This is a genomic window from Mesorhizobium sp. B3-1-8 (assembly GCF_006439495.1).
Lineage (GTDB): Bacteria > Pseudomonadota > Alphaproteobacteria > Rhizobiales > Rhizobiaceae > Mesorhizobium.
In genome coordinates this window covers 186353-200734 of record NZ_VFTK01000005.1, presented here as the reverse complement: position 1 = coordinate 200734, position 14382 = coordinate 186353, and the positions used below count along the sequence as shown (strand labels likewise).

Annotated in this window: 11 protein-coding genes and 1 pseudogene; 5 read left to right on the top strand and 7 right to left on the bottom strand. The window is 63.8% G+C overall.

The features are described from left to right. Window positions 1-206 precede the first annotated feature (206 nt). From FJ424_RS07025 to speB, 3 genes and pseudogenes are all read right to left on the bottom strand, one after another. Window positions 207-1184 carry an ABC transporter substrate-binding protein gene (locus FJ424_RS07025; protein ID WP_226892256.1) on the bottom strand — a complete coding sequence of 326 codons (978 nt, stop codon included), beginning with the start codon at window positions 1182-1184 and terminating at the stop codon, window positions 207-209. Between the two features lie 201 nt (window positions 1185-1385). Next, window positions 1386-2162 (bottom strand): 4-hydroxy-tetrahydrodipicolinate reductase, encoded by a 777-nt coding sequence (dapB, locus tag FJ424_RS07020; RefSeq protein ID WP_140651874.1) that lies wholly within the window; start codon window positions 2160-2162, stop codon window positions 1386-1388. 74 nt (window positions 2163-2236) lie between these two features. After that, window positions 2237-3177, bottom strand: a pseudogene (gene speB / locus FJ424_RS07015) (agmatinase). 75 nt (window positions 3178-3252) lie between these two features. Here speB and FJ424_RS07010 point away from each other — a divergent pair. Continuing rightward, a complete protein-coding gene (locus tag FJ424_RS07010) occupies window positions 3253-6006 on the top strand; it encodes a sel1 repeat family protein (RefSeq protein WP_140651873.1) in 2754 nt (917 codons plus the stop codon). Window positions 6007-6029: 23 nt separating this feature from the next. Here FJ424_RS07010 and FJ424_RS07005 read toward each other — a convergent pair whose 3' ends face one another. Next, window positions 6030-7517, bottom strand: a complete 1488-nt coding sequence (locus FJ424_RS07005; protein WP_140651872.1) for a winged helix-turn-helix domain-containing protein — start codon at window positions 7515-7517, stop codon at window positions 6030-6032. Between the two features lie 174 nt (window positions 7518-7691). Between FJ424_RS07005 and FJ424_RS07000 the strand changes: the two genes are divergently transcribed. Beyond that, window positions 7692-7910: a hypothetical protein gene (locus FJ424_RS07000; RefSeq protein WP_140651871.1), complete on the top strand. Its 219-nt coding sequence runs from the start codon at window positions 7692-7694 to the stop codon at window positions 7908-7910. Window positions 7911-7994: 84 nt separating this feature from the next. Here FJ424_RS07000 and FJ424_RS06995 read toward each other — a convergent pair whose 3' ends face one another. Both FJ424_RS06995 and FJ424_RS06990 read right to left on the bottom strand, forming a co-directional pair. Continuing rightward, entirely contained in the window at window positions 7995-10100 is a 2106-nt protein-coding gene (locus tag FJ424_RS06995) for a molybdopterin oxidoreductase family protein (RefSeq protein ID WP_140651870.1), read from the bottom strand. An 86-nt stretch (window positions 10101-10186) separates the two neighbouring features. Further along, window positions 10187-12064, bottom strand: a complete 1878-nt coding sequence (locus FJ424_RS06990) for an ABC-F family ATP-binding cassette domain-containing protein (RefSeq protein ID WP_140651869.1) — start codon at window positions 12062-12064, stop codon at window positions 10187-10189. Between the two features lie 238 nt (window positions 12065-12302). Between FJ424_RS06990 and FJ424_RS06985 the strand changes: the two genes are divergently transcribed. The 3 genes from FJ424_RS06985 to FJ424_RS06975 all read left to right on the top strand — a co-directional run bounded on the left by FJ424_RS06985 (window position 12303) and on the right by FJ424_RS06975 (window position 14077). After that, the gene (locus FJ424_RS06985) at window positions 12303-12539 is read left to right on the top strand and encodes a hypothetical protein (RefSeq protein WP_140651868.1); all 237 of its coding nucleotides are present in this window, start codon (window positions 12303-12305) and stop codon (window positions 12537-12539) included. Window positions 12540-12780: 241 nt separating this feature from the next. Further along, entirely contained in the window at window positions 12781-13578 is a 798-nt protein-coding gene (locus tag FJ424_RS06980; RefSeq protein ID WP_140651867.1) for a lysozyme inhibitor LprI family protein, read from the top strand. Between the two features lie 298 nt (window positions 13579-13876). Beyond that, window positions 13877-14077 (top strand): hypothetical protein, encoded by a 201-nt coding sequence (locus tag FJ424_RS06975; protein WP_140648077.1) that lies wholly within the window; start codon window positions 13877-13879, stop codon window positions 14075-14077. 1 nt (window position 14078) lies between these two features. On the opposite strand, the gene FJ424_RS06970 is transcribed toward FJ424_RS06975, so the two are convergent. Continuing rightward, a complete protein-coding gene (locus FJ424_RS06970; RefSeq protein WP_140648170.1) occupies window positions 14079-14381 on the bottom strand; it encodes a hypothetical protein in 303 nt (100 codons plus the stop codon). Between the last annotated feature and the right edge of the window lies 1 nt (window position 14382).

Here is a 14382-nt window from a genome sequence, read left to right as displayed (position 1 = left end):
TTGCCGCAGCTTGGCATCCGGAAGGCGCCGCTGCTGAATTGATTCAGGCAGCCGGCGCAAGTCGTTGTTCTCTAGAGCGGTTCGTCGTTTCACGCCAAACCGCTCTATCTCTTTGCTTGACGCAGTTCCTGGCGGAAAACCGTTTCACACTTTTCCCGGAATTGCTCCAAGGGCGGACCGATCGGCCCGCCCTCGCCTGCCGACGCTTACTTGGCGGCGTCGACGAATTCGGTCGTGTAGGTCTTCGACAGGTCGATCTGCTTGCCCTGCAGGCTCTTGGAGAAAGTCGACAGAACCTTCAGCACGGTCTCCGGTCCATCGGCCGGCATGCGGCCATCCGGCGTGAACATCGCCTTGCCGCCGGCCAGGCCCTGCACATAGAGCTCCTTGCTGCCGGCGTAATAGTCCTTCGGCATCTTGTCGGCGATCTCTTCGGCCGAGTGGCCGGCGATGAACTTCATCGTCTTGACGAAGGCATTGGCGAGCTTCTGCGCCTCGTCCTTGTGGCCCTCGAGCCAGCTCGACTGGACGTAGAAAGAGGCCGCCGGATAGTCGCCGCCAAGCGCTGCCTTGGTCTTTTCGGGCGTGCGCATGTCGACCAACACCTTGGCCTCGCCGGTCTGGAGCAGCTTGGCGATGGTCGGCTCGGTGGTCATGCCGGCCTGGATCTGGTCCTGCTTGACGGCGGCGATGAAAGTGTTGCCGGCGCCGACCGGAAGCAGCGTATAGTCGCCTGGCTTCAGGCCGCTGCGAACAGCGAGATACTGCGTCAGGAAATCGGTCGAGGAGCCGAGCCCGGTAACGCCGAGCGTCGCGCCCTTGAAGTCGGCCGGCGACTTGATCTCGGGATGCTTGGCCGAGACCAGCTCGACCTCGCCTGGCGCCTGGCTGAACTGCACGATCGACTGGATGTATTTGCCCTTCGACTGCAGGTCGACGGTATGATCGTAGAAGCCGACGACACCCTGTACGGCGCCAGCCAGCAATTCATTTTCGGCCTCGACGCCGGCGCGCGAGTTGATCAGCTCGACATCGAGCCCTTCATCCTTGAAATAGCCGAGCTGCTGGGTGAGCACGGCCGGCAGATAGATCTGCTTTTCCATGCCGCCGACGATGATGGTGATCTTGTCGGCAGCCGATGCCGCCGATGCGCCAGCGCCAACCATGGCAAGCGTCAGCGCCATTGAGCGCAGCGCGCGTTTAGAGATGAAACCGGTCACGTAACTTCCTCCGCTGGGCGGCGCGCCGCGCCGCATTTCCTCCTGCCGGCCGCTCCCAGGCCGCTCATGTGGCGAACGCCACAAAACCGTCATGGCATGGCCAAGCTTTCAGCTGGCTTTCAGCCGTTTTGGCGGCCGTGGAATGGAATCCGGCTTGGTTCCCGGTCACGAGGCAGTGAAGCCGAGAACGTCGCGCATATCATATTCGCCCGGCGGCCGCCCGGCGACCCAGAGTGCCGCCGCGATGGCGCCCCGCGCGAACATCGAGCGGTCGCCGGCGGCATGCGAGAGCGTGAGCGTCTCGCCTTCGGTGAGGAAGCTCACGCTATGCTCGCCGACGATGCTGCCGCCGCGCACAACGGCAAAGCCGATCTCGCCGGTTGGGCGCGGACCGACGTGGCCGTCGCGGGTGCGCTGCGCCGCATCGTCCAGCTCGACGCCGCGCCCGCGCGCCGCCGCTTCGCCGAGCATCAGCGCCGTGCCCGACGGTGCGTCGACCTTCATGCGGTGATGCGCTTCAAGGATCTCGATGTCGCAATCGTCGGGGTCAAGCACCCTCGCTGCCTGCTCGACCAGCCCGGTCAGCATGTTGAGCCCCAGCGAATAGTTTCCGGAGCGCACGACGGCGATCTTCTTCGCGGCGTCGGCAATCGCCTCCAGTTCAGCGCCGTCGAAACCTGTCGAGCCGATCACCAGCGCCGGACCACCGCGCGCGGCGCAGGCCTTGGCCAACTCGGCGGAAGCCGCGGGCGTGGTGAAATCGACGACCACATCGGCAAGCGCCAGCACTTCGTCGCGATCGAGGAGCCCCTCGTCCGTACTGCCCGGCCGATGGAAGCGCGCGACGAGCTGCAGCCGCGGATCGGCCGCGACGGTTTGCGCCACCTGCTGGCCCATGCGGCCGAGCGCGCCGGCGACGGCTATCCTGAGCGGCTGCGGCATGGCGATCCTTGTCGAAAGCTGAGACGGAACAATCCTCTAGCACGCCGCCCTGGCAAATTGATTCAAGCGTTGCTTCAGGCGGCGCCGTTGGTCTTCAGCATCATGCCGGCGATTTCCTTGACCAGCTTGGCGGCGACCAGCGCCGTCACGTTGGAGAGGTCCTGGCGCGGATTGTATTCGACCACGTCAGCGGCGACGATCGGTTGGTCTATTGCCTGGATCAGGCCGATGACCTGGCGGGTGGTGAAGCCGCCGGCTCGCGGTGCGAGATGCCGGGGGCGAAGGCCGGATCGAGAGCGTCGATGTCCATCGAGATATAGACGGGCGTCTTGAGGTCGAGCTGCAGCCCTTCCCTGAAATACCGCATCTCAACCACCTCGACGCCGAAGCGCTTGAACTGGTCGCGATGGTGATCGTTGACGGTGCGCAGGCCGATCTGGATCAGCCGGCCGGCCAGCTTCTCCTCCATGACGCGGGCAAAGGGCGAGGTGTGCGAGCGCGGATTGTCTTCATAGGCATGATAGATGTCCGGATGCGCGTCGATATGGACGATCGTGAGGCTCTGGTGGCGACGGCGCACCGCGCGCAGCACCGGCCAGGAGATCGCATGATCGCCGCCGAGCGAGATCAGCGGATGGCCGGCGTCGAGCGCGCGGCCGACCTCGGCCTCGATCCGCTGCCACGGGTCGCCGGGCTGGGTGAAATCGATGTCGCCGTGATCGACGAAGCGGTCCGTCAGATCGAAACCTGTTTCCGACCATGAAGTGTAGGCGTCGCTTGCGAGTTCGCGCCGGATCAGCGGCGGCGCCTCGGCCGGCCCGCGCAAATAGGACGAATTCTCGTCATGCGGAATGCCCAGAAGCGAGACCTTGGCCACGACATCCTCCCTCGTTGCCGAGACAAGGGCCTCTATAGACCCCGGAGCTGGCGGGTGCGACCGGAGCCATTTGGGCCAGATCGCAAAGCGTGGTGCAGTCTTAGGCAACGCTGCGTGAATGTGAAGCGCCACACTCATCATCACTCGTGCGATGTGCTACTTTAGCGCCTGTGCGTCCGGCTGCACCCGGACCGTGTCCGAGGGGGGACGCCCATGCTGCGGCCAGTGCATGCCCTGGTTCTTTCTTGCCTCGCTTTGACGCCGTTTGCCGGCGGGGCCTTCGCGGCCCAGACATCTTCGGAAAAACCCGACGATACGGCGAAGAGGGCGGCGCTCGCCGAGGCGATCAGTGCCTGCGACCGGGGCGCCTCGGTGCCGCTCGATCCTGGAGCCAAGGCGCCGCCTGTCCAGTATGGCGAGATCTTCCCGCAAGACTTTGACCTCAGCAAGCTCAAAATCCTGGCCGACAAATGCCAGGCGGCAATGCTCGGCGCGCCGCAGGAAAAGCGGCTGACGCTTGAATGGCTGCGGGTCCAGGTCGCGCTCAACCAGGCGGGACTTACCTTTCTCCTCCCGCAGATCAAGCTGCTCGCCGGCGGCGGCAGCCCAGAGGCGAATTATCTGCTCTACGAGGTCTATTCGGTGCATCGGCACGACCGCGCCGATGCCGGTCCACCGCCGGTCACACGGGCGATGGCGCTCGATGCCTTGCAGAAGGCCGGCGCTGCCGGTCATCTCACGGCGCTTGAGACGCTGCTCCGTCAGTATATCGAAGGGCCGCTGCTGCGCCGCGACGCGCATAAGGTGGTCGAGACCGCGCAACGCGTCATCGACGCGCCGGCCCAGGGCCAGTCGCCCGGCGAATGGGACAGCCAATTCCGCGCCGCCATGCCGCTGCTGATTGCGCGGACGACGCTGACGGAAGACGGCTTCACGAGCGACGAGCAGCAAAAGGCCTTTCATGCCGTCGAGACGGATTTCCAGTCCGGGACCAACGGCTCCGGACGATCGGCGCTGGCTTACATCAAGGCGCTGCGGCTGGGCCGCGGGACCTCGCAGGATGCGGCGAAGGCCAGGCAGTTGCTGGAGGCGCGCGTCGGCAGCGATCAATATGCCATACCGATGCTGGCCGACATGCTGGCCAAGGGCGAAGGCGGCCCCGCCGACGGCAAGCGCGCCATCGCCATGCTGCGTGCCGCCACCAAGAATGTCGCCGAGGCCGGGCCGATGCTCGCCGGCCTGCTCATGGACGGCAAGTTCGTCGGCCGCCAGCCACGCGAGGCGATCCAACTGCTCAACGCCTCGTGGGATCTCGACGCCGACATCAGGCTTGCGGGCGTGCTGCTCGACTATGACGGCATGCAGATCGACAATCCGGACCAGTTGGTCGGGCGCCTGAGCGACGGCGCCGACGCCGGCGAGCCAGGTGCCGCGCTGGCGCTGGCGCGGCTGCAGCTCTCTGACAATCAGCAGTTCAAGAACGAGGATCTGGCGCGCGCCATGCTGAAGCCGCTGGCGGACGCAGGCGACCGCGACGCGCTCTGGCTCTACGCCTCGACGCAATATGCCAATCTGGATTCGACCAGCTACCAGCCGTCGCGCCGCGACGACGGCTTGAGCGACGATCAATTGAAAGCCTTGATCGACGAAGGCGAGGCCAAGAAGGAGCAGGAGGCCTATCTGCTGCAGGCGAAGCTCATGCGCAAAGGCGCGGTCTATCCGCAGGACGACCAGAAGGCGACGGCGATGCTGATCAACGCCGCCAACCTCGGCAGCGTCGATGCGATGGTGCTGCTGGGCGACGCCTATGACGACGGTCTCGGCATCGACAAGAACCCGCGCGAGCGACTGCATGCCTGGCGCGAGGCGGCGCGGCGCGGCTCGCTGAAGGCAAAGAGCAAGCTCGCCAACGCCTTCACCTTCGACAGCTTCGACCATCTGATAACGCTGCGCGAAGGCATCACCGACCGCATCGCGCTTTACAATGACGGCATCGGCAGGATGGGCGCCGGCGTGCTCGGCAACGACGCGGCAAGCATCGAACTGAGCGGCCTCTTTTCCGGACCGGCCTCCAGCGCCGGAACGGCGGCGATCGCGGCCGCGGTGATGGATGCTTTTCGCGAGGCGCCGGCAGGGCTCGCGGAAGACAACCTCGTCGGTTTCGGCAAGGCGCTGCCCGACGAGATCCGCGCCGCGATCGAGACGACGCTGAAGAGCGAAGGCTTTTACACCGGCGAGCCGAAGGGCTATTTCGGCCCGGACGCGCGCAAGGCGCTGGCCGCCTGGGTCGACGCCAAAGGCCCGCTCGCCGAAATCCCCGCCCAGACCGCAGCGACGCAACAGACCGCGCCGGCTTCAGGCCTGCTTGCGAACGAAATCATCGACCGCATCGGCAAGAAGGTCTTCGCGCAGGCGCAGGCCGCCAAGACCGACAAGCAGAAGATCGCCGCCATCAAGCAACTCGATTTGCTCGCCCGTTACGGTGACCTCCCGTCGCGCTGGGCGCTGGTGCGCAACTACCATCAGGCAAAGGTGGTGCGCGCGGTGGTCACGCCCGAGAAAGTCACCCGCTATGCGCTGGACATTCTTGTGTCGAAGCCTGCCGGCGTCGACAAGGCGGAATTCGAGTTCATCTTCGACCTGACGCAGATCGCGCAGGATCGCAAATCCAAGGTGGTGGGCAGCGCCACCATCCAGGCGATCCGCGATGATCCGCGCCTGCAGGATCCGCTCACGCTCGGCGCCATCATGGGTCAGTTCGCCTTCGCTCCGGACGCCTGCGACTCCGTGCTCGCCGCCGCCGAGAAAGCCGGCGTCGACGGCGTGGGTTCGGACGGATGCGACGAGGACACGCGCACTGCCCTCATTGCCTTCGCCAAGGAGAAAGGCGCGTCCGGTGTCGATGCGGCGGCCCGCAAGGCGGCCGCGGCCGAGATCAAGACGCTGGACGCGCAGGCGGCGAAGTAGCAAGGCAATAAGCCGCGACGGGCCTATTCCGCCTTGTCAACGCGATCGAGGATCGCGCGATAGCGGCTGCATACGGTGGCGTCCTGATAAAAATCCACTTCCGTATCGATGATCTGGTCAAGGCTTAGTCCGCGATAATGTGCCTTGACCTTCGCCAGCACGTCTTGCGCTTGCCTGATTTCGCCGAGTTCGGAATGGCATATGATAAGACGAATGAGCGACCAAGGCGTTACAGTCGCCATTTTCGCGTAGCAGGCAGCCGCCTCGCGATATCGCCCAGCCGTCGTCAGCAGAACGCCGCGGAAGTCGTCATACCATCCCACGGCGTATGGGTCGCGGCGCTGGGCTTCGGTTATTTCATCAAGCCCTTGCTCCGGCCTGTCAGTGTGATTGAGGAAAATAGCACGGATGCTAAGAATGAACGGATCGTTCGGATTGAGCGCAACGGCCCGGTCAAGGCTGATTTCAGATTGCCTGAATTGGCGGAGGTACAAGTGAGCGAAGCCGGTGGCGAGATGTCCATAGGCTTCGTCGGGATCAAGGCCCAATGCTGTTCTTGCGATCTCCAGTCCGGAATGCAGATGGCCGGGATTGTTGTAGTCCCAATAGTACTTGATGGACTCCACAAAGCTCAGCATGGCGTGGGCAGCAGCAAACTGCGGATCGAGCTTTACCGCCTGGTGCAGAAACGGTTCCGCTTCAAGCACCGTGTCATAAACGGCTGCCAGTTGCAGCGCCCGTAGGTAAAACTCGTAGGCCGACATGTTGTTGGTCGGCCGGGCCCTGGCGCGCGACGCAATCGCGGTTCTGGCCTGCCGGGCCAGACGCGCTGCAATCATCCGGGTGATTTCGTCCTGGATGGCGAAAATGTCGTCGAGTTCCCGATCGTAGTGTTCGCCCCAGATATGAGCCATCGACGACGCATCGGTTAGCTGTACGGCGATCCGCACCCTGTTGCCGATCTTCCGCACGCTGCCTTCGACGACATATTGGACACCAAGCTTGCTCGCCACCTCGGCCGGGTCATGTGCCTTGCCGCGAAACTGGAAGGACGAGTTCCGCGCAATGACCAGAAACTCCTTATATTTGCCGAGCTCGACGATGATGTCTTCGGTAATCCCGTCGCTGAAATAGTCTTGCTCCGGGTCACCGCTCATGTTGTCGAAGGGAAGTATGGCGATGGACGGTCTGGACGCCGCCGTATCATCTGCCGTAACCGCGAAGGGCCTGGGGCCTGCATATTTGTAACCGCGACCATGTACCGTTGCGATCAGCTCGGCAGACAGCAGTTTTCGCAGCGCCGAAATGTGGACCTGCAGCGTATTCTCCTCCACCACCACGCCGGGCCAGGCCGCATCGAAAAGTTCGGTCTTGCCGATCACCTCGTCGGGCCTGTCGAGCAACATGGCGAGGATGTCGAAGGAACGTGCCGAAAGCTCCACCGGCCCTTTCGGGCCCAGCAACTGCCGTTCGGCTCGTCTCAAACGATAGTTCCCAAACTCCAAGTCCATTGGCCAAGAACCACCCTCGCGGGCAGGATAATCCAAGATGACCCTGAAGGCGAACTTCAGGGCCGTTTGGGATTCTTCTCTTCAAGCAATTTCAGAGCCATTCAGGACTCTTCAGGTTTAAGCCAAGGACCTGGGTGGGAAGCGCTGCCATTGTCGCCGCGACAGGAGGACATCATGACCGACATCCTCACCACCGGCCCAACTGCCGTCCGGCGTCTCAAACTGCCGCGGCCAAGCATCCCGAGGCTGGCAATGCTCGCGACGTTCAACACCATGTTCAGTTTGATGGTCAATGCACGCAAGGCAGCCTATCTGGACCCTTTCACCAGTCTTGACCGCCGACCGCCGATCATCCCGGAAGACGATCTCGAAGGCCGGAATCCCAACTGGTGATCTGCAACGCCCTTGCGGATTGGTGCCTGGCGGTGCGGCCTGCAGATCCGCGTTCTGGGCGCTTGCGCTTCTAATCCGAAGCGATCAAAGCGCCTTGAGCCAGACCTTATTGTCATGGACGGCGGCGCCGCCATAGGGCGCCGGAGCATCGGCGCCGGTCAGCACATTGATGCCCTCGCCGCGTTCATGCGCGCTGTTCGGCCAGATGCCTTCGGCGATCACCACGCCGCGCTTCACGCCGTCGAAGAACCTGGCATGCAGCACCAGGTCGCCGCGCCGGTTGCCGACCTCGACGCGGCCGCCATCCTCGATGCCGAGCACTGCTGCATCTTCGCGGTGGATGAGCAGCTCGGGCCTGCCTTCCTTGGCCTTCGAGACCGGCGTCTCGGCAAAGCTGGAATTGAGGAAGTTGCGCGCCGGCGAGGTCGCCAGCCGGAACGGATGCTCCTCATCCGCCACCTCGATCAGTTCGACATGGTCGGGGAATTCCGGCAGCCGCCCGACCGGGCCGAACAGGCCCATGTTTTTCGGCGGCCGGTTGGGCGCCGACTGCCCGGTCCAATTCGGCCGGAAGTGGAACTTCCTGTCGGCATGGCCGAAGCCGTTGATGAAATGCGCGTCGTCGAAGCCGGGCTGCAGGTCGACCCACTTTTGTTGCTTCAGGCTGTCGAAGCTGCCCAGCCCGCGCTTGCCGAGGATAATGTCGATATGCTCGCGCTCCGTCAGTCCGAAGCCCGGACGGTCGCCGACGCCGAGCCGCCTGCCGAGCTCCTCATTGACATAGTGGTTGGTGCGCGGCCCTTCCGGCGGCTCGATCAGCTTGGGGCCGAGCGTGATGTGCTGGTTGCCGCCGCCCTTGTAGATGTCGTCATGCTCCAGGAACATCGTCGCCGGCAGCACGACGTCGGCGAGCTTGGCCGTGTCGGTCATGAACTGCTCGTGCACGCAAGTGAACAGGTCCTCGCGCATAAAACCCTGTTTCACCAGCCGCTGCTGCGGCGCGACATTGGCCGGATTGGTGTTTTGGATCAGCATCGCCGTCACCGGGGGACCGCCATAGAGCGCATCCGCCGCACCGGTCAGCACCGGGCCGATGCGCGAATGGTCGAGATAGCGCACCTTCGGGTCGCGCATCGCTGTGCCTTCCAGCACGTCCTGGTTCAGCTTGAAGATGCCGGAGTTGGAGTGGAAAGCGCCGCCGCCCTCATACTGCCACGCGCCGGTGACGGCGGCGATGCAGGAGGCGGCGTGCATGTTGACCGAGCCGTTGCGCTGGCGGGCAAAGCCGTAGCCGAGGCGGAAGAAGGTTTTCTTCGTCGTGCCGACCAAATGCGCGAAAGCTTGTATCTCATCGGCGCTGAGCCCGGTGATGGCGGCCGCCCATTCGGGCGTGCGCGTCTTCAAATGCTCTTCCAGCCCGCGCGGATCGTCGGTGTATTTTTCGAGATAGGCACGGTCGGCCAGCCCATCGCGAAACAGCACGTGCATGACCGCGCAGGCGAGCGCGCCATCGGTGCCGGGCTTCAGGACAAGGCCGAGATCGGCCTGCTTCATCGTGGCATTGTCATAGATATCGATGACGACGATCTTCGCGCCGCGTTCCTTGCGCGCCCTCATCGCATGGGTCATGACGTTGACCTGCGTGACCACGGCATTGGTGCCCCAGATCACCACGCAATCCGACTTGGCCATCTCGCGCGGGTCGGGCCCGCGCAAGGCGCCCGCCCCCATCATCCAGCCGGTCCAGGCCAGATTGGTGCAGATCGAGCCGAAGAAGCCTGAATATTTTTTCGCGTGGCGCAGACGTTCGATGCCGTCGCGCTGCACCAGCCCCATCGTGCCGGCGTAGAAATAGGGCCAGACGGTTTCCGAGCCGTATTTCTCTTCCGCCGCGATGAATTTTTCCGCCACGACGTCCAGCGCAGCTTCCCAGCTGGATTCCTTCCAGGTGCCCTCGCCCTTGGCGCCGGCGCGCACCAGCGGCTTCAGCAGCCGGTCGGGATGATGCACGCGGTCGGCATAGCGCGCCACCTTGGCGCAGACGACGCCCGACGTATAGCTATTCGCCTTGGCGCCATGAACGCGGCCGATGCGGTTGTCGTCGAGCAGCTCGACCTCGAGCGCGCAGGTGGAAGGGCAATCATGCGGACAGGCCGAATGGCCGATCCGGAGCTTGACGTGCTGGTTCATGCGGGGTGTTTAGCGGGTTTTGCGGGAGAGGTGTAGGGCCAGATAGAGTTCCTCCTTCTCCCCTTGCGGGAGAAGGAGAAACCGCGCTATTCCGCGATCCCTTCCTCATATTCCGCCGACATCGTCAGCCACTTGTCCTCGTTCTGCGCCAGCGTCTGCGCCAGTTGCGAGCGCTCCTTGGCCAGCCGCGTGGCGGTCGAGGGATCCTTCTCGTAGACCGCCGGATTGGCGAGCTCGTCCTCGATCAGGTCGATGCGCTTGCGCATGCGGTCCATCAGCGCCTCGGTGGCGCGGATTTCCTTCGCCAGCGGTTCCAATGCGGCCCGGCGCTGGGCGGCTTCGCGGCGGCGATCGGCCTTGGACGCCTTGTCGGCTTCCTTCTGCTCGCGGCGGTTGGACGACACGCCGGTGACCAAGGTCTTGTAATCCTCGAGATCGCCGTCATAGGGATTGACCGCGCCGTCCTTGACCAGCCAGAGCCGGTCGGCGGTGGCTTCGAGCAGGTGCCGGTCGTGCGAGATCAGCATCACCGCGCCCGGAAAATCATTGAGCGCATGGATCAGCGATTCACGGCTGTCGATGTCGAGATGGTTGGTCGGCTCGTCGAGGATGAAGAGGTTCGGGCCCTCGAAAGCCGACAGACCCATCAGCAGCCGCGCCTTTTCGCCGCCGGACAGGTCTTTCGCAGCGGTGTTCATCTTCTCGGTTGCAAGGCCGAACTGGGCGACGCGGGCGCGCACCTTGGCTTCCGGCGCGTCCGGCATCAGCCGGCGTACATGCTCGTAGGCGTTTTCCTCGGGGCGCAAATCGTCGAGCTGGTGCTGGGCGAAGATCGCCACTTTCAGCCCGGGCGCAACCGTCACCGTGCCGGTCTCGGCCTTCAGCCGGCCGGCGAGCAATTTGGCGAAGGTCGACTTGCCGTTGCCGTTGGCGCCGAGCAGCGCGATGCGATCGTCGGCATCGATGCGCAGCGTCATCTTCTTCAGGATCGGACTGCCCTCGGTGTAGCCGACATTGACGCTATTGAGCGCGACGATCGGCGAAGCCACCGTCTTCACCGGCTCCGGGAAGGAGAACGGCCGTACCGTGTCGTTCACGACAGCGGCGATCGGCTTCAGCTTTTCCAGCGCCTTCAGGCGCGACTGCGCCTGCCGGGCCTTGGAAGCCTTGGCGCGAAAACGCTCGACGAAGGATTCCATATGCTTGCGCTGGGTTTCCTGCTTGACGCGGCTCTTTTCCTGCAGCTCGCGCTGCTCGGTGAGCTGGCGTTCGAACTGGTCGTAGCCGCCGCGCCAGAAGGTCAGCTTCTTCTGGTCGAGATGGACGATCGAGTTGACGGCGCGGTTGAGCAGATCGCGGTCGTGCGAGATCAGCAAAACCGTGTGCGGATATTTCGCGACGTAGTTCTCCAGCCACAGCGTGCCTTCGAGGTCGAGATAGTTGGTCGGCTCGTCGAGTAGCAGCAGGTCGGGTTCGGAGAAAAGCACGGCGGCCAAAGCCACGCGCATGCGCCAGCCGCCGGAGAAGGACGAAGCGGGGCGTTTCTGCGCGGCATCGTCGAAGCCGAGGCCGGCAAGGATGGTGGCGGCGCGGGATTCGGCCGAATGCGCGTCGATATCGGCCAGCCGCGTGTGGATCTCGGCGATGCGGTGCGGATCGGTCGCGGTCTTTTCCTCCTCGAGCAAGGCCTGGCGCTCGACATCGGCTTTCAGGACGATATCGATCAGCGGCTCCTCGGTGCCGGGCGCTTCCTGCGCCACCTGGCCGATGCGGGTGTTCTTCGGCAGGCTGATCGAGCCGGTCTCCGAAGGGAAATCGCCGGTGATCGCCTTGAACAGCGTGGTCTTGCCGGTGCCGTTGCGGCCGACGAGACCGGCCTTGGTGCCGGCCGGCAGGGTCAATGAGGCATGATCGAGAAGCAGTCGCCCCGCCATGCGCAGCGTAAGGTCGTTGATGATAAGCATGGCCGGCTTTTGCACGGGAGATCGGCGCTTCGCAAGAGCCAGGGGCTCGGATAAGGCCCGCCGCGCTGACTTAAAAGCGCGTCGCGCTGAAGCGGATTCAGGCGACGCGCTTTTAAGCCTTTGTTTTGCTGCATGTCGTTGTCCCAGAACCGCTGCACACTTCTGGCGACATGCCTTGGCCGTTCAGCAGAAACACGACGGACTGGAACCAGTTGCCGGCCGAAGCGTTTGGAGGCCCGTGATCCGCTATCTCGCCCTAGCCTTCATCTTCTTCCAGGTCGCCACGACAACCGCGCTGGCGACGCAGGTGGTTCTGTTCGAGGACCAGACTGCTCAAACTGCTGTCCCGACTGAGCCCGCGAGTGGGCCGCAGGCCCAACCAACCTCTCCGCAGGCGGGAAAGATTGCGAACAGACCAGAGACGCGGGCGCCGGAACACCTGTTGATCCAGATCGATTCCGGGAAGGCGTTTTAGGCGTCGCCTATGAACGACCAGAGCAATTCCAGGAAAAGTGTGTGCGGTTGGGCTCGGCGCCTTCGCTGTAGTGCCGTCCGGAATTGCGTCAAAACACGGAGATAGTGGCGGGCAGGACAGCACCCTGCCCCTCCAGCCTCCGCAGCGATCGCGGAGAGCGGCGAGGCACCGTCCAGAGACTGGGCGCTGCTCCGTCGTAGCCAATCCGCGCCGGTCACACTTTGCTTGCCGCGTCGTGGGATTGGCGTTGATCGCGGCTGTTGTCTCAACCTATGCTGGCGCGAGCGGCGGGGTTCGATTCAAGCAGAGGGCAGATCAGATGTCAGGCAAGACCACGCTCATTTCGGCTTCACTGGTGATCGCGATTTTCGCGGGCGCTGCCAGCCTGTTTCTCACCACGCCATCGGCCCACGCAGCAGCCACCGACTGCGCGGCAGCGAAGACGCAGGCCGACCTTGCTACCTGCACGGCCGCGAATGCCGCTTCGGCCGACGCGGGCCTCAACGCAGTCTACAAGGCGCTGGCGGGACGTCTCGCTCCCGCTAACTTGAAGCGCTTGCGCGACGCGCAGCGCGCCTGGATCCCGTTCCGCGACAAGGAGTGCGCCTTCCGCACCCAGCCTTATGCCGATGGCTCAGTGTACTCGACCCTCGTCGAGACCTGCAGGGCGGAGTTGACCAAGGCGCGGCTGGCGCAGTTGCAGCACCAATTGCAATGCCCCGAAGGCGATCTCTCCTGCGTGCCGCAAAGCGGCGGCAGTGCCGCGCCTGCGAAGGCCGCGCCCGCGACGGCTGGCGCCGCGCCCGCGAAACCCGCCCCTGCCAAGGCAAGCCAGAACGACACGCGGCCATGCGTGCAATCCGCCGGCAAGGCGAAGTCGGACCAGTATGTCTCGCAGTGCATCCAGGTGTCGCCGGCGACCAATCCGCCCTGCAACGGGCAGAATGCCTGCAGCATGATGATCGAGGAGATCAAGCGCGGCTGCGCCATGATCGGCAAAAACAACCCGCCGGGCTTCTGCTCTGCTTATAAAGGCTGAGCGGCTTGACCGCCGCGGCCGGCCTGTCGCGATCAACATTCCCTAACGGAAGATCAACCGGGCGCGGCAAGACGACCGCAAGTTCGGCTTTGGTTCAATATTAGCACCACAAGTGGTGATACCACCAAAAAAGGACGGCAAAATCTTCCGGGCCAAGCATGATGCTTATCAAAAATGATTTTCAGTTTTGCCGCAAACCTGCAAACCTGTAGGCGCGCCGTGAGTCGTGAGTGGGCGCCAACGATAACTTGGTTCACGTAACTTGGCCCAAATAACTTGGCCATATCAGGAGCTCACGATGGATAGAGCGCCCAGCGATTTACGAACGTTGCGATATGTCGCGGAGATCACGCGCAAGCTGGCCAAAATGCTCTCGCGCACGCGCTACCAGATGCTTGTCTATCTCCTTGAAATGACAGCGGTTGAGGCGGAAAGCCTTGCCGGCGAGCAGGATTCCAAGCGAGCCCGGCCGGTCAAGCCGCCTCAGGCCCACCGCTAGTCTAGGCGCGCGGCGAACTGTTTGCCGCAAGGCGGTCCAGGATAACCAAGCAATTCAGTCTTCGCGCTTCGATGGCCGACGGGTCGTCGCATTCGACGATGGCGCGCTCGAACCGGTCAAGCGCGTCGAGCGCGGCAAGCATGTCGCCTGAGGGATCGCCCAGCGAAAACAGGATGCGCCGCGCCCTGACGCCGTTGGCCGCGTCCACCGAGGACTGGGCGGCTACGCCACGGCGCAACGCGCCGAGGGCGGCCAGATGGTCGCGCCATGGTAATGGCGCGACATCATCTGTTGCGGGCAACATG

Coding starts and splice junctions, on each gene's coding strand:
- dapB (WP_140651874.1), bottom strand. CDS start 2,162: ATGCCGCAGCCGCTCAGGATAGCCGTCGCCGGCGCGCTCGGCCGCATG.
- FJ424_RS07010 (WP_140651873.1), top strand. CDS start 3,253: ATGCTGCGGCCAGTGCATGCCCTGGTTCTTTCTTGCCTCGCTTTGACG.
- FJ424_RS06990 (WP_140651869.1), bottom strand. CDS start 12,064: ATGCTTATCATCAACGACCTTACGCTGCGCATGGCGGGGCGACTGCTT.
- FJ424_RS06995 (WP_140651870.1), bottom strand. CDS start 10,100: ATGAACCAGCACGTCAAGCTCCGGATCGGCCATTCGGCCTGTCCGCAT.
- FJ424_RS06975 (WP_140648077.1), top strand. CDS start 13,877: ATGGATAGAGCGCCCAGCGATTTACGAACGTTGCGATATGTCGCGGAG.
- FJ424_RS07005 (WP_140651872.1), bottom strand. CDS start 7,517: ATGGACTTGGAGTTTGGGAACTATCGTTTGAGACGAGCCGAACGGCAG.
- FJ424_RS07000 (WP_140651871.1), top strand. CDS start 7,692: ATGACCGACATCCTCACCACCGGCCCAACTGCCGTCCGGCGTCTCAAA.
- FJ424_RS07025 (WP_226892256.1), bottom strand. CDS start 1,184: ATGGCGCTGACGCTTGCCATGGTTGGCGCTGGCGCATCGGCGGCATCG.
- FJ424_RS06970 (WP_140648170.1), bottom strand. CDS start 14,381: ATGTTGCCCGCAACAGATGATGTCGCGCCATTACCATGGCGCGACCAT.